The sequence below is a fragment of the Micromonospora sp. NPDC050276 genome, from assembly GCF_044459545.1.
GTDB lineage: Bacteria > Actinomycetota > Actinomycetes > Mycobacteriales > Micromonosporaceae > Micromonospora.
This window is the reverse complement of the sequence record NZ_JBITJA010000031.1, coordinates 1-18923: the sequence shown is the minus strand read 5'-3', so window position 1 is coordinate 18923 and position 18923 is coordinate 1. Positions and strand designations below refer to the sequence as shown.

General features: G+C 66.6%; 11 protein-coding genes and 1 pseudogene. 10 read left to right on the top strand and 2 right to left on the bottom strand.

The genetic code is table 11. From position 1 onward, the window contains the following. The first annotated feature begins 166 nt into the window (after window positions 1-166). Both ACIBF8_RS31635 and ACIBF8_RS31630 read left to right on the top strand, forming a co-directional pair. Entirely contained in the window at window positions 167-508 is a 342-nt protein-coding gene (locus tag ACIBF8_RS31635; RefSeq protein WP_396787578.1) for a hypothetical protein, read from the top strand. Continuing rightward, on the top strand, window positions 505-1518 hold the full coding sequence (locus ACIBF8_RS31630; RefSeq protein WP_396787577.1) for a hypothetical protein: 1014 nt from the start codon (window positions 505-507) through the stop codon (window positions 1516-1518). The genes ACIBF8_RS31635 and ACIBF8_RS31630 overlap by 4 nt, the downstream gene beginning before the upstream one ends. Window positions 1519-1751: 233 nt before the next feature. Here the strand turns inward: ACIBF8_RS31630 and ACIBF8_RS31625 are convergent, their stop codons facing one another. Continuing rightward, on the bottom strand, window positions 1752-2630 hold the full coding sequence (locus ACIBF8_RS31625; RefSeq protein ID WP_396787576.1) for a tyrosine-type recombinase/integrase: 879 nt from the start codon (window positions 2628-2630) through the stop codon (window positions 1752-1754). A 754-nt stretch (window positions 2631-3384) separates the two neighbouring features. After that, window positions 3385-4125, bottom strand: a pseudogene (locus ACIBF8_RS31620) (S1 family peptidase); the annotation flags it as partial. Between the two features lie 1296 nt (window positions 4126-5421). On the opposite strand from ACIBF8_RS31620, the gene ACIBF8_RS31615 reads away from it, so the two are divergent. The 8 genes from ACIBF8_RS31615 to ACIBF8_RS31580 all read left to right on the top strand — a co-directional run bounded on the left by ACIBF8_RS31615 (window position 5422) and on the right by ACIBF8_RS31580 (window position 18852). Further along, on the top strand, window positions 5422-7905 hold the full coding sequence (locus ACIBF8_RS31615) for a beta-L-arabinofuranosidase domain-containing protein (RefSeq protein ID WP_396787575.1): 2484 nt from the start codon (window positions 5422-5424) through the stop codon (window positions 7903-7905). Window positions 7906-7995: 90 nt separating this feature from the next. Further along, window positions 7996-11304, top strand: a complete 3309-nt coding sequence (locus ACIBF8_RS31610) for an MGH1-like glycoside hydrolase domain-containing protein (RefSeq protein ID WP_396787574.1) — start codon at window positions 7996-7998, stop codon at window positions 11302-11304. A 688-nt stretch (window positions 11305-11992) separates the two neighbouring features. After that, window positions 11993-12574, top strand: coding sequence for a hypothetical protein (locus ACIBF8_RS31605; protein ID WP_396787573.1), 582 nt, complete (start codon window positions 11993-11995; stop codon window positions 12572-12574). A gap of 43 nt (window positions 12575-12617) precedes the next feature. Then, the gene (locus tag ACIBF8_RS31600) at window positions 12618-13937 is read left to right on the top strand and encodes an ABC transporter substrate-binding protein (RefSeq protein ID WP_396787572.1); all 1320 of its coding nucleotides are present in this window, start codon (window positions 12618-12620) and stop codon (window positions 13935-13937) included. Between the two features lie 3 nt (window positions 13938-13940). After that, a complete protein-coding gene (locus ACIBF8_RS31595) occupies window positions 13941-14840 on the top strand; it encodes a carbohydrate ABC transporter permease (protein WP_396787571.1) in 900 nt (299 codons plus the stop codon). Beyond that, window positions 14837-15664: a carbohydrate ABC transporter permease gene (locus tag ACIBF8_RS31590; RefSeq protein WP_396787570.1), complete on the top strand. Its 828-nt coding sequence runs from the start codon at window positions 14837-14839 to the stop codon at window positions 15662-15664. Before ACIBF8_RS31595 ends, ACIBF8_RS31590 begins: the two co-directional genes overlap by 4 nt. A 9-nt stretch (window positions 15665-15673) precedes the next feature. Beyond that, window positions 15674-17608, top strand: coding sequence for an Ig domain-containing protein (locus ACIBF8_RS31585; protein WP_396787569.1), 1935 nt, complete (start codon window positions 15674-15676; stop codon window positions 17606-17608). Window positions 17609-18642: 1034 nt separating this feature from the next. Beyond that, the gene (locus ACIBF8_RS31580; protein ID WP_396787568.1) at window positions 18643-18852 is read left to right on the top strand and encodes a hypothetical protein; all 210 of its coding nucleotides are present in this window, start codon (window positions 18643-18645) and stop codon (window positions 18850-18852) included. The last annotated feature ends 71 nt before the right edge of the window (window positions 18853-18923 follow it).

The following is an 18923-nucleotide window of genomic DNA, read 5'->3' as shown; positions in this document are numbered from 1 at the left end:
CGCCCAGTCCTCCACGCTCAGCACCTCCCGATGCTTCAGGAGGTGGTCCCGATTCAGCCGGAACCACATGGTCAGTTTTCAGGCGGAGCCGACAGCACGTCTCCGCCGTGGCAGATCAAGGACACTTCTTATCGTCGGAGCTTCCGAAAGTTTGCATCCATCACCCATGATGGACGTCGTGCCCAAACGACAGTTGACCGCCTGCGCGCTCTTTCTGATGATCGTTGTCTCACTAGTAATGATCTTTAGTGGGAGCCTCGACGGCGCAGCGGCCTGGGCAAACATCATCGCGTTACCGGTAGCGATCGCCGGTGTGATCCTGACGATTCGAAGCGCCAGCGGCTCGGCATCCTCGTCTAGCGCTCAAGATCGGGACAGCTTGAGCGGCCCGGCGAAGCCGGGCAAAGCTGGCCCTGTCGTCAACCAGGTCGGGTTCAGTGGCGGACGTCAGGCCAACGTCGCGGGCGACTACTTCGAGCGAGGCCATGATGACCGCGAGGGCAGGTGAGCGTGGTAGATCGGCAAACTGGCGTTGGTGGCGAACGTCAGGCCAACGTCAAGGGGTCCTACTACGAAGGGAACGTCGACAAGAGCACCCACACGCATCACCATCGCCACTATGGAACCAGGGCTAATGTCGACCTCAGGGACGATGAGGCAACAGAGTCTGGCTCGGGAAGCGGCGCGGCAGCAGCCGCGGGTGGTGGTGGACTGGGCGTCGTCGTCGTTCTTGCTGTCTTGGGCTACTTCATCCTCGGCGGAAATGAGCCGTTCCCGGCAACGTCAGATCCCTGGCCGGCTGAGGTGAAGCAGGAGGCCGTGGTCGCAGCTGCAGGTGACTGGCTCGACAAATGCGCGAAGTCACCGTCTGCGACCCCGGCCAATTGCCCGCAAGCCATCGTCGAGACCTCGGACGTCTCCAAGGTCCGTTGGGCCTTCTACGGCAACCCTCTGGAAGCTGCGGTCATTCACTACACCGAAGCGGAGAGCCGCTTCGACATGCTCGGGACCGTCATGGTGACGGCGGACTACACCGCGTCAAAGGAGCTACGCCGCGTCGTGACGCCAGCGAAGTACTGGGCAAAAGTGAAGCGGGCCGATGGGAGGCTTGACGTCCAGGAAATCAAGGAGCACTCGGCCATAGGCGACCCCGATGTGATGAAGCAGGACCCCAAGTTGCCTTGGGAGCTCGTCGCCGCAAAACTGAGCGACGCGTTCACGCGATGCGTGCGAGACGCCAAGTCGGCGATGCCGGCTGGCTGCCCCGAATGGAGTCCGCCGTCGGGCGCCGAGAAGATCAAATGGTCTTCTACGGGTGATCCACTCCTGACCGCTCGCGCCACCTTCGATCCGAAGTTCGCGATCTACCGCGTCAAGGGCACATACGAGTTGGCCGTGCGCTACACCTGGCTCGGAACCACGAAGACCGACACTCGAAATCCCACCTACGAGGCTTGGATCGCTCCAACAGCGGCAGGGCCCGTCGTACTCCAGATCAAGGACACGACCACGCTTTAAGGTCTTATCGTCATGCATGCGCTTGAACGACGACCCGGTCGATGCCTGGCCGACGAGAGCCTCCATCGGTGCAGACCTAGCGAGTGGATGGGGTTGGCCGGTAAGAGCAGCCAGCGCGGTAGCGACGGCGTGCAGGTCGGCCTTCATGTAGGTGGTGGCGGCGGGTCCGCGGCGGTCCGTGTGCCCGGCGTAGGCGCGGGCCACCCCGTAGCCGAAATGCCGCTCCACCCACGTCAGGGTGGTGTGGCGCAGCCAGTGGGTGGTGATCCCCTTGGCAGCGACCCACGGCAACTGCCGGCCGATGCGTATCCACAGCAGGTCGTAGCGCCGGTAAGTGGCGGATGCCCGTTGCGGTAGCGCAGCAGCCCGTCGCTCGGCGTGACGGCGCCCCGGGCTCGGGCATGGTCATCCAACCGGCTGGCAAGCATCGGTGTAATGGGCTGCCAGCGTTGCATGCCCCCCTTCTCGCGCAGGCGGATCAGCGCGTGGTCGGTGTCCAGGTCGATCAGGCGCAGCGCGAGGGCGCCGCCGCGCCGGCAGGCCGTTTCGGAGTGCAGGCGCAGCAGCAGGGCGTCGAGCATGATGTCGTTGCCGCCGCTGCGGGCGGCGGCCTTGATGTCGGACAGTTCGTCGGGGGTGAGAGCGCGGCGGGTGTTGGGTAGCCGTCGGGGTTTGCGGATCCGGTGGGCCGGGCTGTCCACGGTGGTCAAGTACCCGTCGGCGATGGCGCGGTTGTAGAAGGCGCGGGCGGCGGCGATGAGATGCTCGCCGGCGTGCCGGCCGTCTCGGGAGTTGCGACGAGGGCGGGCGCCGGCGGCGGCCTGTCGCATGAGGGCTTCCAGGTCACTGGCACGCACCGTGTCGATGCGTCGCTCGCCGAGGGCGGCGGCCATCCGTCTCCAGGAGCTGCCGTAGGTGCGTCGGGTGCTCGGGCTCGCCGCCGCGACGACAGCAGACAGGTATTCGGCGACTGTCGGCGCGGCAGGTAGGTCAGTGCTGGTGATAACGACGTCGACGTGCAGCGTGAGGCCCGGCGTCCAGCCCAAGGCCCGCAGCAGTGCACGAGCGGTGACCCGGCCGGCGGCGTCGGGGCGGCCCACGTCGAACAGCACGCCATCGCCACTGCGGGCGGTGGGCTTGTCGATGCCGGTGCGCTCGGGCTCATCCTCGTTGTCGTACGCGGTGTACCCGTACGTTGCCTGGGTGTCCCCGTCCTCGTCGGTCAGCGCCTCGACGTCGGTGCGGCTGTTGCAGCCGTAGTAGCCGGCCCGGTCGTCCCGTGGCGTGCTGTTGTCCCCGACCCTGCGCGAACCGTCACCTGCGAGCGGGGGGTTCGAATCCCGCGCCGGTCAGGGGCACCGGTCTCGGCGGTGTTTCCCTGACTGGCGCGAGATCAGCCGAGCGAGGTCGCGGTTCTCAGCCGAAGGCCTTGACCTCCAGGAGACCGACCGAGTTTGCGTCGGCCTGCAGCAGTACCCGTAGGCCGGTGGTGCTGACCGGGATGAAGGTGACCTGGTTGTACCGGTTGATCACGCTCGGGTAGCCGCTGGCGCCGGTGACGTCGGCGTACCCGGTGCCGGTCCAGTACTGCAGCCGCCACGAGGCGGGGAGCCGCACGCCGCCGTTGTCGTCGAAGAAGTAGACCTGCGCGGAACGCAGGGTCTGCGTCGTTGACCAGGTCAGCAGGCTCCACTGTTCGCCGGTGTTGGGCCAGGTACCCCAGCGGGCGTTGGCGGTGTCGTTGGACGCGGGCGGGTCGATGCCGTCGTTGATCGCCGCGACCGATTCCCAGGGGGACGTGTACGACGCCGTCGGGGTGGCCGAGGCGGCGAGGTTGCCGCCGGGCGCGGGGTCTGGTCCAGCGTCGGGTAGACCGCCGACCTGCGTGTCTACCCAACTGCGGATGGACGGCAGGTCGCCGTAGACCGACGGGGCGGTCGCGCAGGTCGAGTCGCTGTTGCCGGCCCGGCTGGTGACCCCGATTAGGTTCCAGACGCCGTTGACGCTGCGGACCTGGGGTCCGCCGGAGTCGCCGTAGCAGGCGCCTGTGGTGCCGCCGTTGTTGTTGGTGCAGATCTCGTACGGGCCGTTGATGCCGCCGCAGCGGCTGTCGTCGACGATCGACGTGTCGCTCTCGTGCGCGACCGTGGGGCCACCGCCGCAGCCGGCGGGTGCGCAGGTTTGTCCCCAGCCGATGATGCGGGTGGCGGTGCCGACCGGCCCGGACGTCGCGGGGATGGGTGCCGGCGTATGCGGCACGGAGGTGGCGAGCTGGAGCAGCTTCACATCGATGGTGGGGTGCGTGACCGCGCGACTGACCTGGACGACGGTGCCGCCGGAGGTGCGGTTGACGCTGCCCACCCGGACGGAGCCGGGGGTCGGGCAGTGTTTGGCGGTGACCGCCCAGTTGGCTTTGATCAGTGAGCCGGTGCAGCCTGCGACGTAGACCATAAACGAGTAGTTTTCGGAGGCCGGACGGCCGTTGACGACCAAGATCTGTGGGCCGGGATCCGCATCGTTCTCGGTGGCGGTGGCTGCGGTCGACGGCGCGAGCGCGGAGACGGCGAGGGCGGCGGCGACGAGCAGCAGTCGGGGTGTGGACTTCATCGGACAGTTCCTTGTCTCGGGCAGTAGCGGACGGGTGCGCCTGTCGACTGTCCCGGCTCGATAAACGACCTCGAACATCGAAGAACGTCGACAGAAAACCTTTTCGAAACCTAGCTCCGCCCGAGTGCGACGTCAAGGGCCTGCTACCGAAACGACATTCGTTTACTGAGGTGGGACGCCTTTTCCCAGCTCGTTGCGGTAGCGACCTGACAGCCGCACGCAATCATGCGTCGCTACTCGGCAACACAGCCCCGAACAACTCACCGAAAGCTTTTCGAGATTGCACGTGCCCGGCCCTGGCCCGGTAGTGGCCCCGACGCTGACAGGACTGGCGCAGCGAACGCCGCCCGATCAACAGTCGATGTACTCGTGGGCTCAGAACTCCTAACTCCTTGAGAGAGCTTGCCGTCATGGGACTGCTGGTGCCACGCCGGCAGCGAAAGATATTTTTCGTGATCGTCAAATCAACCCCACCGACGCGTCAGCCGAACGCACCCGCGTCACCGACACGACCGCGCGGGAGGCCGCACGATAGATCCTCACCGACGGCGGACGCCGCCCTCGGTCGTTGACGTGGGAAACCGTTGACTAGCTCGGCGCTTGGACGGGTCGCAAGCCAGGTGCTGCTACCGAGGTTGTGGGCGGCTCGCGGCCTCGCCGCGTGCGGCGCGTCCCCGAGTCGCTTCACCCCGGCACCGCACGCGGCTACCGGTCCCTTACTCGGATGCAGGCGAGACGGAGCAGTTGGCCTGCGGCCGTCGGCCGACATGATCTGTCGCACAAGCCAGCGGACGCGGCTGGTTGGTCATGGCTGATAGCGCGCTGGCCACGTCGTGGAGGTCGGCTCTGATGTACGTGGTGATGGAAGATCCAGGGCTGTCGGCATGGCCGGCGTAGGCGCGGGCCCGCCCAGCGAAATCCTTTCGAGGTTCTCGATGGCTGAAACGCGACACGCCTCCGCTTCGTTCGCCGGCTCCAGCCGGAGGCGCCACACCGCAGAAATAGCTGACCTGAAACCGGCTACGGCGTATTGCAGCTCTTGCCGAAAACCTTTTCGGCATCCATCGTGTACTGAATGCCCGGGTCATCCAGCTCACCCCAGCCCGACCTCGGAGGAAGCCTCTGACAGTCCCTGCGTCGCCCGTTGACCAGTCCGCAGAACGCCCGGCCGTGTCGACCTACACCGCGCTGCGCCGTCTCGGGTGGGGCGAGGTTGGGCTCACCGGTGGCTTCTGGTTGGAGCGTCAGGGACGCACGCACATATCGGTCTCCGCCGCCCACAGAAAGTTGATGTGCATGTCGAAAGTCCACGTCTCGCGACGCATGGTGCTGAAGACCAGCGGCGCGGTCGCCGCCGGGATGGCCGTCGGCGCGATTCCCGCGCGCGGCGTGCAAGCCGTCCGACCCGACTCTGGTGTTTCGGTCTATCCGTTCCCGCTGGCCGCGGTGGGCCTACTTGCCGGGCCTTTTCAGGCCAACACGGCCCGTACCCATGCCTACCTCAAGTTCCTCGACGCGGACCGGCTGTTGCACACCTTCCGGACCAACGTCGGCCTGCCGTCCTCCGCCACACCGTGCGGAGGATGGGAGGCACCCACCGGCGAGCTGCGCGGGCATTCGATGGGCCATGTCCTCACGGCCCTGGCGCAGGCCTACGCCAGCACCGGCGACACCGCGTTCAAGACCAAGGGCGATTACCTGGTCACCGCGCTCGCGGCCTGCCAGGACCGGGCTGCCGCCGCCGGGTTCAACAACGGCTACCTGTCGGCGTTCCCGGAGAGCTTCATTGACCGGGTAGAAGCCCGCCAGAACGTCTGGGCTCCCTACTACACCCTGCACAAGACCGTTGCCGGGCTTCTGGACATGCACCAGTTGGCTGGAAATTCGCTGGCGCTGCAGGTGTTGCAGCGCAAGGCCGCCTGGGTCAACTTCCGCAACAGCCGGCTGACCTACGCCCAGCGACAAAACATGCTCGACACCGAGTTCGGCGGAATTGGCGAGACGCTGACCAACCTCTACCAGCTCACCGAGAACCCGGCCCACCTGACCGGCGCGCAGTACTTCGACCACGCCGAGGTGCTCGACCCACTCGCGGCGAACACCGACGCGTTGGCGAACTACCACGCCAACACCCAGATTCCCAAGGCACTCGCGGCGATCCGCGAATACCACGCCACCGGGACGACCCGCTACCGCGACATCGCCGTCAACTTCTGGAACATGGTCGTCGACCGGCACAGCTACGCCATCGGGGCCAACTCCAACGGCGAGTACTTCAAGGCCCCAAACCGGATCGCCAGCGAGCTGTCCGACTACACCGCCGAGTGCTGCAACAGCTACAACATGCTCAAGCTCACCCGGCAGCTGTTCTTCACCATGCCGGGCAACGTGCGGCACTTCGACTTCTTCGAGAAGGCATTGTACAACCACCTGCTCGGCGGGCAGAACCCGGCCAGCACCCACGGCTTCCACTCCTACTACGTGCCGCTGCGCGCCGGCGGCATCAAGACCTACAGCAACGATTACGACGACTTCACCTGCTGCCACGGCACCGGACTGGAAACCAACACCAAGCACGGCGACAGCATCTACTTCCACAACGGCGCCAACACCCTATACGTCAATCTGTTCATCGCCTCGGTGCTGAGCTGGCCGGGACGGTCGATCACGGTGCGGCAGGACACCACCTTCCCGCAGGCGCCGTCCAGCCGGCTGACCGTCACCGGCAGCGGCGCTATCGACCTGCGGATCCGGATCCCCGGCTGGGCGGCCGGCGCGCAGGTGCGGCTCAACGGCGTCCTGCAGCCGGCGCCGACCCCCGGCGCGTACGCCGTACTCAACCGCCTTTGGACGTCCGGCGACGTGGTCGACATCAGCCTGCCGATGGCGCTGACCCGAGAACCGACCCCGGACAACTCCACCGTGCAGGCGGTCAAGGTCGGACCGATCGTGCTGGCCGGCCAGTACGGCACGAACAACCTCTCCGCGTTGCCGACCCTCAGCCCGAGCACGTTGACCCCGACCGCCGACCCGCTGCGCTACACCGCGACCGCCAGCACCGGACCGGTGACCCTCGCACCGTTCTACGCCACCCACGGGCAGCGCTACACCGTCTACTGGGCGGTCGACGAAACCCCGCCGCCACCACCGTTCGTGGCGCACTACCTGTTCAACGAAACATCCGGAACGACCGCCACCGACGCCACCGGCAACGGCCGGACCGCCACCCTGGCCGGCGGCGCCGGCTGGACCGCAGGACGGACCGGCAACGCGGTCAACCTGACCGGAGCCGGAGCCTACGTGCAACTACCGGCCGGCATCCTCGCCGGTGCAAGCGCCTTCTCATTCGCCTGCTGGGTCCGGATCGACACCGCGACCAACTGGACCCGAGTCTTCGACTTCGGTTCCGGAACCGGGGTGAACATGTTCCTCGCCGCCCGCAACGGCGCCGGCCTGCCGAGGTTCGCCATCACCACCACGGGCGCCGGCGGCGAGCAGCGCATCGACGGCCCAACCGCACTGCCGGTGAGCGCCTGGACCCACCTCGCGGTCACCCAGACCGGCAACCTCGGCGTGCTCTACGTCAACGGCGCCGAGGTCGCCCGCAACAGCAGCCTCACGCTGCGCCCATCGGCGCTCGGCGCCACCACCGTCAACCGGATCGGCCGGTCCCAGTATGCCGGCGACCCGACCCTGGACGCGGCCGTCGACAGCGCCCGGATCCACGCTCGGGCGCTGACCGCGGCCGAGGTGGCCAACCTGCACACCACCGGCCTCTGACCACCCCCGCAGGCCCCACCGACGTGACGACCTGAGCCCCAGGTCAGCACGACCCCCACCCCACCCGTCCCGAACCCCAGGAGATGAACGATGCGACTCTCCCTCCTACCCCGGCGCAGACCGCTGGCGACAGCCGTCGCGGCCCTGCTGACCACCGGCAGCCTGCTGGTACTGGCCGAGGCACCCGCCACCGCCGCGCAGCCCATCGGCTACCCGAGCTTCAACGGACCATCGATCCCGACGCCGCCGGTCGGCTACAGCACCGGCAACACCATGCAGTCCATCTACAACGCCGAAAGCGCCGGCACCGATTTCTGGATGGACCGCCTGCTCGGCCGGCCCGGCAACGACCCGGCCGGCACCTGGCTGATGACCCGCGGCCGAGGGCTGTTCATGACCACGCACACCCCGTCGGTGATCGGCTTCGGCGGCCAGGTCGCCTACTGGGACAACATCAGCAGCCAGAACGCCTACTCGGTCGCCATCACCCCCGGTACGTTCGCCGAGCAGGTCAGCGGCCGCTGGCAGAGCCCCAGCCACTGGAAGGGCGTCTACACCAGCGGCTCGGTCCGCGTCGACATGCAGAAGTTCATCACCCACAACAATGTCGCGGTCACCAACCTGTCGATCGTCAACAACGGCAGCTCGGCGACCACGCTGCAGCTGCGGGCCACCTCCCCGTACGCGACCAGCGGCAGCGGCAACGAGCTGACCGGCAGCCGGCAGGTGAAGAACAACCTCACCACGATCTATCCGCGGCTGTCCGGGGACGGGTTCACCGTCAGCAGCGGTGGGCTGAACCGCTCGGTGACCGTCGCGGCCGGGCAGACCGTCACCACCAAGGTGGTGATGGGCTTCGTCACCAACGAGATCCCGGAGTCGCTGACCGAGTACAACGCCTACAAGGGCTACTCGCCGACGACGGCGTTCGGCACCCACGTACGCGAATACAACCGCTGGTGGGCCGAGAACATCCCCTACATCGACGTGCCGGACGCCGCGATCAAGAAGAGCATCTACTACCGCTGGTGGCTGATGCGCTACAACTACCTCGACGTCGACATCCCGGGACAGGACTTCCAGTTCCCGGTCTCGATCGAGGGAGTGACCGGCTACAACAACGCGATCGCGTTGACCCAGCCGATGCACATCGACGACCTGAAGTACCTGCGCAACCCGGTCTACTCCTACGGGCCGTGGCTGTCGGTCGGGCAGTCGTCCAAGGGTGGCCGCTTCATGGACAACCCCGGTGACCCGGAGAACTGGTCCAACAGCTACACCCAGTACATCTCCGAGGCGGCGTGGCGGTCGTATCAGATCCACGGCGGACAGCCGGTGATCGCCGGCAACCTCGCCAAGTACGCCGAAGGCGACGTCAAGGGCCAGTTGGCCACCTACGACACCAACAACAACGGGGTCATCGAATACAACTGGGGCGCGATGACCGGCAACGACGCCGACGCGGTGTCGTTCCACTGGCGCTCTGGCAACCTCGACCGGGCCGAATCGGCCTACGTCTACAGCGGCGCGATGGCGGCGGTGCAGGCCTACACCATGTTGGGCAACACGGCCAAGGCCACCGAGATGCAGGCGCTCGCCGACAAGATCCGCAACGGCGTGATCAACACGCTGTGGAACCCGTCCCGGCAGCTGCTGGAGCACAAGCACGTCTCCACCAACACCCACGTGCCCTGGAAGGAAATCAACAACTACTACCCGTACTCGGTGGGCCTGATGCCCAACACCGCCCAGTACCGGGAGGCTCTGCGCCTGTACGCCGACCCGGCCGAGTACCCCATCTTCCCGTTCTTCACCGCCAACCAGCGGGACAAGGCCGCAGCCGCCGCAGCCGGCCAACCGGGCAGCAACAACTTCTCCACCATCAACTCGACCGTGCAGTTCCGGCTCTACTCCTCGGTGCTGCGCAACTACCCCAACCAGTGGATGAACAACGAGGACTACAAGAAGCTGCTCTACTGGAACGCCTGGGCGCAGTACATCGGCGGTAACACGCAGTGGCCGGACGCCAACGAGTTCTGGGCCGACTGGAACAACGGGACCAAGAACATCGACTACCGGTCCTGGATCCACCACAACATCCTGGGCAGCAGCAACTGGACAGTCATCGAAGACGTCGCCGGACTGCGGCCACGCAACGACGCCCAGATCGAGTTGTCCCCGATCAACATCAACTGGTCCCACTTCGCGGTCAACAACCTGCGCTACCGCAACACCGACCTGAGCGTGGTCTGGGACGACCCGGCCGACGGGGTGACCCGCTACAGCGGGGTGCCGCAGGGCTACTCGGTCTATGTCAACGGGACCAGGGCTTTCACCGTCGACCGGCTCACCCGGGTGCTCTACAACCCGGCCACCGGAGCGGTGACCTTCCCGAGCGGATCAGGCGTGGTGAACTACAACGTCGCGCTGACCGGACCGCAGCTGCCGCAGAACGTGGTGCAGAACAGCCCGCGCATCGTCGACATGTTCGCCAAGGCGGGCGCCGACCTGACCAGCACCACCGCCAACCTGGCCCAGGGCGCGGCGGTGTCGGCGTCGTACACCGCGAGCGGCACTTCCACCGGGGCGGCGGTCGACGGCTTCCCGATCAACGAACCCCTGTGGGGCAGCTCCGGATCGCCCAATGCCACAGACTGGTACGAGGTCAACTTCGGCCAGAACCGGGCGGTCGACGAGGCCCGGGTGTACTTCCGCAACGACCGGGCAACCAACCGGTACCGGGCGCCAGCGTCGTACACCGTGCAGTACTGGAACGGCAGCACCTGGGTCAACGCGGCCGCGCAGGTCAAGTCGCCGGCGGCGCCGCAGGCGAACTACAACCGGGTCAGGTTCACCGCGGTCAGCACCCAACGGCTGCGCATCCAGGTCACCCACGCGTCCGGGTTCAAGACCGGACTCACCGAGGTGAAGATCTACAACCGGGGCGGCACCGTACCGCCGGATCCGGATCCGACCGGCAACCTCGCCCTGACCGCAACGCCGTCGGCGTCGTACACCTCGAGCTGGGAGAGCGTCACCGCCCTCAACGACGGCGTCGATCCGCCGTCGTCCAACGACACCGTCAACCCGCGCTGGGGCACCTGGCCCAACACCGGCCAGCAGTGGGGTGAGCTGACCTGGTCCGCCGCCCAGACACTGCGGTCGGCACAGGTCTACTTCTTCGACGACAACGACGGAGTACGGCTGCCCGCGTCCTGGAAGCTGCAGTACTGGAACGGCAGCGCCTACGTCGACGTGCCCGGGGCAAGCGGGTACCCGACCGTGATCAACCAGTACAACGCCGTCACCTTCCCGGCGATCAGCACCACGCGGCTCAGGGTCGCGCTCACCAGCGGGACCAACTCGGTCGGACTGCTGGAGGTCAAAGCCTTCGGATAGTCCGCTCTAGGCGTGGGGGTGGGTCTGCGGCGCAGCTGGTCCACCCCCACGCTGCTCCTCACGTATTCTCCCGCAAGGGAGCCAGCGTATCCATCTGTCCACCGTCGAGTCCTGCGGTCGCCACCAGCGGCGACTCGAACCCTGCTCGACCTCAGGGCCCGGCGGTGGTGGACGTGGCTCGGCTGGCCGGCGTCTCGCACCAGACCCGTCTCGAACGTCCTCAACGGGCATCCAGACGTGCGTCCGAACTCGCGAAGCCCTCACGCACCGCCCTAACGAGATCGCGGCGGCCGGTGCCGTCGGGGCCAACGTGGCTTCGGTGCCGACGGCGCGTATCGACAACGCAGCCCGGGGCGACGCTGGACACCCGGTACCTACTCAACCTCGGGCGCCGTACGGTGCATCACCTGCCCGCCCGGAGGACTGGCCAGAAGCCGTGACCAGATCGAAGGTTGGCAGGCCGCGCTCGACGTCCCCGGAGCGCCGACGTCGCTGCCGCACGCCATTTCATGCAGTGGCGATCAGGCTACGAGCAGGGCGGGGCGCTGGCCACCGGCCCCCTGTAAGCCGGCAGTTGGACGGCGACCGGATGCGCCGCGCTGGCGTAAGGGGCATTAGCTACGTTACCGATCTGTGACATAGATGAACTCTTGCCGAAAAGGTTTTCGAAGTTCATCGTTTCCATCGAGTGACGGCGGTCATCGGGCCGGCACGCTACGGCGCCGAAGGGCGGCCGGAACGCATCGACTCTGCGCTCCCCCGTCCGCCGCGCGCGCCGATGACCTTCGACAATCTGGAGCTCGTGATGTTTAAGTCGCTCGAGATCTGCGGCCCTGCGGTCCCCACCGACACCTCGCATGTGGCGCAGCTGTCACTCGGCATCGGCCATGTCGAGACCACCAGCGGGCCAGTGGGGCGCTGGAGACAGATCAACCTGGCGGCGAGCATCGCACAGTGCACGGCTGTGTGGCGGTCGAGCACGGCCCGCTCGTGCTGCCTCGAGCAGGCCGACCAGCAGACCGATATCGATGGGCTTCGCCTTGTGTACGACGGCGAGCTGCGGGTGTCCGGTATGGCAGACATGCCGGGCATGGGCCCGACCGCGTTGATCGAAGCCAACGGCTACGCGATTCACCAGCCGTACGGCGGCCTGCCGTACGGCGACGACCCCCCGCTGGCCAGCGTCCCGGTCACCGCCACCGCCGTCCCGTACGCCCAATGGGACAACCGTGACGGCGGTGCGATGCCGGTCTGGCTGCCGCACCTCTAGAGGACATGTGATGAAAAGACGACAACTTCTGGCATTCGGAGGCATGGCGGCGCTGCTGGCGGCCTGCGGAGACGACAGCTCCGCCAACGACCTGCAGCTGCAGTTCATGTACTGGGGCTCGACCTTCGAGCAGAAGGCCGTGGAGAAGATGCTCAAGGCCTTCGAGCAGGCGAACACCGGCACGAGAGTCAAACCGCTGTTCACTCCGGACGAATACGACGTCAAGCTCAACACCCTGGTGGCCAGCGGAAACGTGCCCGACGTTGGCTACGTCCCGATGGCGATGTCCTTCCGCCTGGCCGAACAGGGCAAACTCGTCAACCTCTTCCCCTACCTTGACAGGCATCCGCAGCTCAAGGGCTACCTCCCAGACGCCTACCTATGGCACGGCAAGGACCAACTGCACGGGGTTGCGACGGCCAACGAGATCGAGCTGCTGTGGTACAGCAAGTCGGCCATCGCCGAGGCAGGAATGTCCCCGCCGCCGGCCCAGGCGATCAGCGCGTGGACATGGGACGAGCTCGTGCAGAACGCCTACAAACTCACCATCGACCAGAACGGTAGACACCCCGACGAGTCCGGCTTCGACGCCAGGCAGGTCCGGCAGTTCGGCATCTCCAGCAGCATCACCTACGCCGCGGCCTGGTACGGCTTCCTGCGCAGCAACGGCGCCGACTTCGCCGATCCAGCCGGGACCAGGTGCCTGCTCGACGCACCCGAGGCGATCGAGGTGTTCCAGAACCTGCAGGACCTGATCTACAAGCACCGGGTCGCGCCCGGCCCGGGGCAGCTCGCCGCGACCGGCGACGACGTCCCGGGCACCAACATCCTGCTGAAGACCAAGCGGGTGGCGATGGTGGTCGACGGCCACTGGAGCCTGCTGGACATGAACGAGAGCAAGACCGACTACGGCATCGGCGTGCTGCCCAAGTACGACAAGCCGTACACCACCAGCCAGGTCGCCGGCGCATCCGCCGTCTTCGCCGGCAGCAAGCATGTGGAGGAGGCGATCGAGCTATTCGCCTTCCACATCGACCCCCAACACGTCGACCTCTACCAACTGGGCCTGTGGATGCCGCAGGAGCGCAAGTACTACGAGGACCAGGCGGCCATCGACTCGTGGACCAAAAACGATTCCCACCCGCCTGAGTTCCACACGGCAGTGGTGGACTACGCCCGCGACCACGGCGTGCCGGACCTGCGCGGCCGGCTGAAAAACCTGTCCGCGATCAACAGCGACGTGCTGACCCCGGCGCTGCAGGAGATCGAGACCGGCAAACGACCCGCCGACCAGGTACTCAAGGATGCCGCTCCGAAGATCACCAGCCGGTTGCAGGGCTGGCATCACACCCAGGGGCTCTGACCGATGACAGCCCTGTCCGGCCAGCGGCGCATGGAACGGCGATGGGGCCTACTCATGGCCGTGCCGGCGATCCTCGGCTTCATCATCTTCACCGCCGGGCCGATGGTCGCCTCGCTCGGGCTCAGTCTCACCGACTGGCAAATCGGAGGAGCGCCGTCGTTCGTGGGCGCCGGGAACTACGCGGCGCTGGCCGACGATGAGCTGTTCTGGAAGTCCCTGAGCGCCACGACGTACTACACCGTCGGCGCGGTCCCGGCCGCCCTGATCGTCGCGTTCGCCGTGGCGATGCTGCTCAACCAGCGGGTCCGTGGTCTGCCCGTCTGGCGCACGATCTTCTACCTGCCGACGCTCGTACCGGCGATCGCCAACGTGGTCCTCTGGATCTGGATCTTCAACCCGGACTTCGGGCTGCTCAACTCGCTACTGCGCCAGGGCGGGCTGCCGGCCGTAATGTGGATCTACGACGAGAACATGGCAGTGCCGTCGCTGATCATCATGAGCACCTGGGCCTTCGGCAACACAATGGTGATCTTCCTGGCTGGACTACAGGGCGTGCCGCAGCACCTCTACGAGGCGGTATCGGTCGACGGCGGTGGACCATGGCACCGGTTTCGGCACGTGACGCTGCCGATGATGACCCCCACGATCTTCTACAACCTCGTCGTCGGAGTCATCGGCACCTTCCAAGTGTTCAACCAGGCTTACGTGATGACCGAAGGAGGTCCCAACAACGCCACCCTGTTCTACGTCTACTACCTGTTCCGCAAGGCGTTCCATGAAAGCGAGATGGGCTACGCGAGCGCGCTGGCCTGGGTGCTCTTCATGATCATAACGCTGGTCACCTTCCTGCTGTTCCGCAACGCCCGGCGCTGGGTCTACTACGAAATGGCGGGCGCGCGATGAAGGGCCGTTTCCTGCTCTATCTCGCCCTGACGCTCGGAGCAATCCCGACATTGCTGCCCTTCGCCTGGCTGATTCGCAGCGCGCTCATGCAGGACACCCAGATGTTCATCTCGCCGCCGCAGTGGATTCCGGACCCGTTCCAGTGGTCCAACTTCACCGAGGCGCTCACCGCACAACCCTTCGGCCGCTACTTCATCAACACCGTCGTGATCGCGGTCATCAACGTCGTCGGCACCGTGCTGACCTGCTCCGTCGCCGCGTTCAGCTTCGCCCGGCTGCGCTGGCGGGGCCGCAACGTGGTTTTCGCCGTGTTGCTCAGCGGCGTGATGCTGCCCTACGCCGTGACGCTGATCCCGACTTTCGTGATGTGGCAGGAGCTGGGCGCAATCAACACCATCGCTCCACTGACGGTGCCGAGCTGGTTCGCCGGGGCCGGTGGCGGGGTGCTCAACGTCTTTCTGTTGCGGCAGTTCTTCCTGACCATCCCGTACGAGCTCGACGAGGCCGCCTACATCGACGGCGCCTCGCCCTGGCGGGTGTTCTGGATGATCACTATGCCGCTGTCCAAACCCGTGATCGTCGTCGTCACCATCTTCACCTTCATCGGTGTCTGGAACGACTTCCTCGGGCCGCTGCTCTACCTCAACGACGAGGAGAAATACACGCTTTCACTCGGCCTGGCCTCGTTCCAGAGCATCTACATCACCCAGTGGGGCTACCTGATGGCCGCCTCCGCCGCCGTCATCGCCCCGATCATCGCGCTGTTCTTCTTCCTGCAGCGCTACTTCATCGAAGGTGTCACCCTCACCGGCGTCAAGAACTGAGGTAATCACATGAAACGCCTCGCCACCGCAGCAGTGCTCGTGCTGCTCGCCTCCCTGCTCATCACCGCCCCGGCGCACGCCGCCGGCACCGCAACGGTCGTCGACCGGTTCGGCCGGACCATCAACGGCTACGGCGTCCAACTCGTCGACTGGGAAGGCTACCTAGCCAATCCGTACATCGAGCTGACCGTGCGGCCTCCGACGGACGTCCCGTTCCCGGTGACCATCGACCTCAAGGCCGAGGGCACCTCCCGGCTGATGATGGACCTGCCCAGCCAGCTGACCGCCACCGGCGCCACGAAACAGTTGACCTTTGCCAACTCGTCCGAGCAGAAGACCTTCAAACTGGCGATCCATTCCAAACGCGCTGCGGGCCAGGACGAACTCCACACCCTGCGGCTGACCGTCCGGGCCGGCAACAACACGACCTACACCCAGACCATGCCGATCCGGGTGCAGCAGGACCAGAAGACCGCGATCGAGCCGACCATCCCGATCAACTTCGACTACCGCTACGACAACATCACCGGCTACTTCACCAACCCGGCATTCCGTACGGCCGCCGAAGAGGGCGTGAAGGACTGGTACCGGTTCTTCAACCTGCAGCCGTTCGACACGGTGGCCGCCGGGGCGGAGACCAACCACCTGCCCGGCAACGACTGGCAGAACAGCATCAACGTGACCAACAACGCCGCCTACAACGGCATGTGGGTGTACTTCCGGGGAATCCAGACCCCCTACTCCACCGGCTACCCCGCCAACAACGGCCGCTACCACACCCGCAACGGGCAGCAGTTGCCCGGCCCGATCCATCGCTCCACCGCGATGATCTTCGAGTACGACGAGGCGGGCAAGCAGCTGTTCACCTCACTGGCCGACGAGGACTGGTACAAGACCGAGATCGCCGGATCGGTGCTCGACGTGCACGGACTGGTCATGCACGAGTACGGGCACGCGGTCGCCTACCACAGCGACTGGGCCGGCATGCGTAACTTCGTCACCACCGGCGGCGTCAATGACGCGGAGGTCACCGCCTACCAGGGCCGCACCGTGCCGCTGGACAGCAGCTACCACATCCCAGGCACATCCCCGTACTGGGACCGGCTCAGCGGCCAGAGCGGCGGCTGGAACCACCTGTTCCCGACCCGCCGGTGGATGCTGACCAAACTGGCGCTGCTAGTCGCCGAGAACGCCGGCTGGCCATTGAACCGCAACCTCACCCCGTTCCTGACCCCCTCGATCGTGACGACAAGCCTGCCCAACGCCCCGACCGGCCAGGCCTACCAGCAGAAGCTGACGGCGAAGGGGGGCGTGCCGTTCTACGACTGGCGGGTCGTCGGCGGGGCACTGCCGGCCGGTCTGACCCTCGACCGCTTCACCGGCACGGTGAGCGGAACTCCGAGCACGGCCGGCACGTACTCGTTCAACGTAGAGCTGCGCGACTACGACAGCCAGAGCGCCCCGGTGACCCGTACGTTCCAGCTCACGGTTGGCGGCGGCGGTGGCGGTGGAAACCTCGCCCTTAGCGCGACCCCGTCGTGCTCGTTCACGTCGTCCTGGGAGAGCTGCGCGGCGATCAACAACGGTGGCGATCCGGCGAGTTCCAATATCGGCGCCCCGAATCAGGGCAACCGCTGGGGAACGTGGCCGCAGCAGGGCCAGCAGTGGGCTGAGCTGACGTGGCCGTCGGCTCAGACGATCAGCCGATCGCAGGTGTACTTCTTCGACGACGGTGAGGGTGTCGACCTGCCGGCATCGTGGCGGCTGCAGTTCTGGAACGGCAGCGCCTACGTCGACGTGCCGGGCGCCAGTGGGTATCCGGTCGTGGCCAACCAGTACAACACCGTCACCTCCCCTGCCGTGAGCACCACCCGGCTGCGCGTCCTGCTGCAGAGCGCGCCGAACCTCTCCACCGGCCTGCTGGAGGTCAAGGCGTTCAGCTGACGGTGGCACGCGGCGTCCGGGTTCGCCAACCCGGACGCCGCGATCGTCGACCCGCAGCCGGGGGCCTGCTGACGGCCGCCCCCGGCCACCGTCAAGGAGGTGGTCGGTGCCTCCTTGGCGTGGAGTTTTCGTGGCGACGGCGCTGCCCCGGCGCGACGGCAAGGTGGGCCCTCGACGGAAATGCCGAGCACGTCCGCTGACTGATCGACTCGGGTGCGGTGGCATCCCCAACGGGTCGTTGGGTGAATACCAGGTGCTCACCGCAGTTGAACGTGCCGCCGTGGTGCGCGCCGCGGCGAGGCGAGCGCGCGGGTGGTGATGCCGGGCGACGCCGTCCACGGCGCGATAGAGGCCTGCGGCTTGGGCCGAATTGGCGGCCAAGGTCGACGGCCAAGCCGTGATGCTGCTGTCACCGACCGTATACCGCGCCGACGGCCTGGCCGTGATCACGCAAGTTCTGGCGGCATTGGCCCGGCGGCGACGGCATAGGTCACCGCAGCTGGGCTGTCTTCCGCCGGCTTCAGGCGCAGCTGTCGAAGCTCGACTGTCGGCCGGCCACCCAGGTGTGGCTCATCGAACCGGGGCATTTGCTGTACACCCTCGCGCCGGAGCGATCGAGCCCGACCGGCGCGCGCTCGCTACCGGTGTCTACGACCGGGTGACGCCGTTCCCCGGCTGGACGCCGCCCTGCGTGGGTGACGGCCGGCAGCGCGGCCAGGCTCAAGGGACAGGAGACGTTGATCGGGCAGCGGGTGGGGTGGTAGCTGGCGCCGGCCCCCGCAGCCGTTGGGCAAGGCGCTCAAGGCTGCCGGAACACTGGACGATCTCCTACGACGCGGCATCCCGTACCGCCTTCGGCTCCAAGTCGCCACCACTGAGGAGGGGACGGTCACCGTCGCCGCTTTCAACCAGCAGGGCTGGGTCCGCACCGAGTGAGTGATCGCCTGTGACCCGCCCCCGACGTCGGCTACGGCTACGGCTACGGCTACGGCTTCAACCCGCAGGTGGAGCTGGCGATCGCGGCTGGCTGCGACATGACGATCGCCAGTGGCGACTACGCGGTGGTCGAGGTCGAAGCGGGACAGTCGACCACCGTCGCCAGAGTCCACACCACTGGAGAGATCACCGGTGTCGGCGGCATCGAGTTGGCGCTGGTCGACGGGGCCTGGCCGACCTGGCCGCTGCCGGCGTCGTCGCCCCGGCCGACTGCCGCGTCCGGCTTGTCAACGCCGCTCCAAACCTGACCACCGTGGTCCGGCTGAAACTGGACCACCTCGGTTGGTTGATCTTTAGTCGTTGGTCTTATTTGCTGCAG

Coding starts and splice junctions, on each gene's coding strand:
- ACIBF8_RS31590 (WP_396787570.1), top strand. CDS start 14,837: ATGAAGGGCCGTTTCCTGCTCTATCTCGCCCTGACGCTCGGAGCAATC.
- ACIBF8_RS31580 (WP_396787568.1), top strand. CDS start 18,643: ATGACGATCGCCAGTGGCGACTACGCGGTGGTCGAGGTCGAAGCGGGA.
- ACIBF8_RS31615 (WP_396787575.1), top strand. CDS start 5,422: ATGTCGAAAGTCCACGTCTCGCGACGCATGGTGCTGAAGACCAGCGGC.
- ACIBF8_RS31635 (WP_396787578.1), top strand. CDS start 167: ATGATGGACGTCGTGCCCAAACGACAGTTGACCGCCTGCGCGCTCTTT.
- ACIBF8_RS31595 (WP_396787571.1), top strand. CDS start 13,941: ATGACAGCCCTGTCCGGCCAGCGGCGCATGGAACGGCGATGGGGCCTA.
- ACIBF8_RS31610 (WP_396787574.1), top strand. CDS start 7,996: ATGCGACTCTCCCTCCTACCCCGGCGCAGACCGCTGGCGACAGCCGTC.
- ACIBF8_RS31585 (WP_396787569.1), top strand. CDS start 15,674: ATGAAACGCCTCGCCACCGCAGCAGTGCTCGTGCTGCTCGCCTCCCTG.
- ACIBF8_RS31600 (WP_396787572.1), top strand. CDS start 12,618: ATGGCGGCGCTGCTGGCGGCCTGCGGAGACGACAGCTCCGCCAACGAC.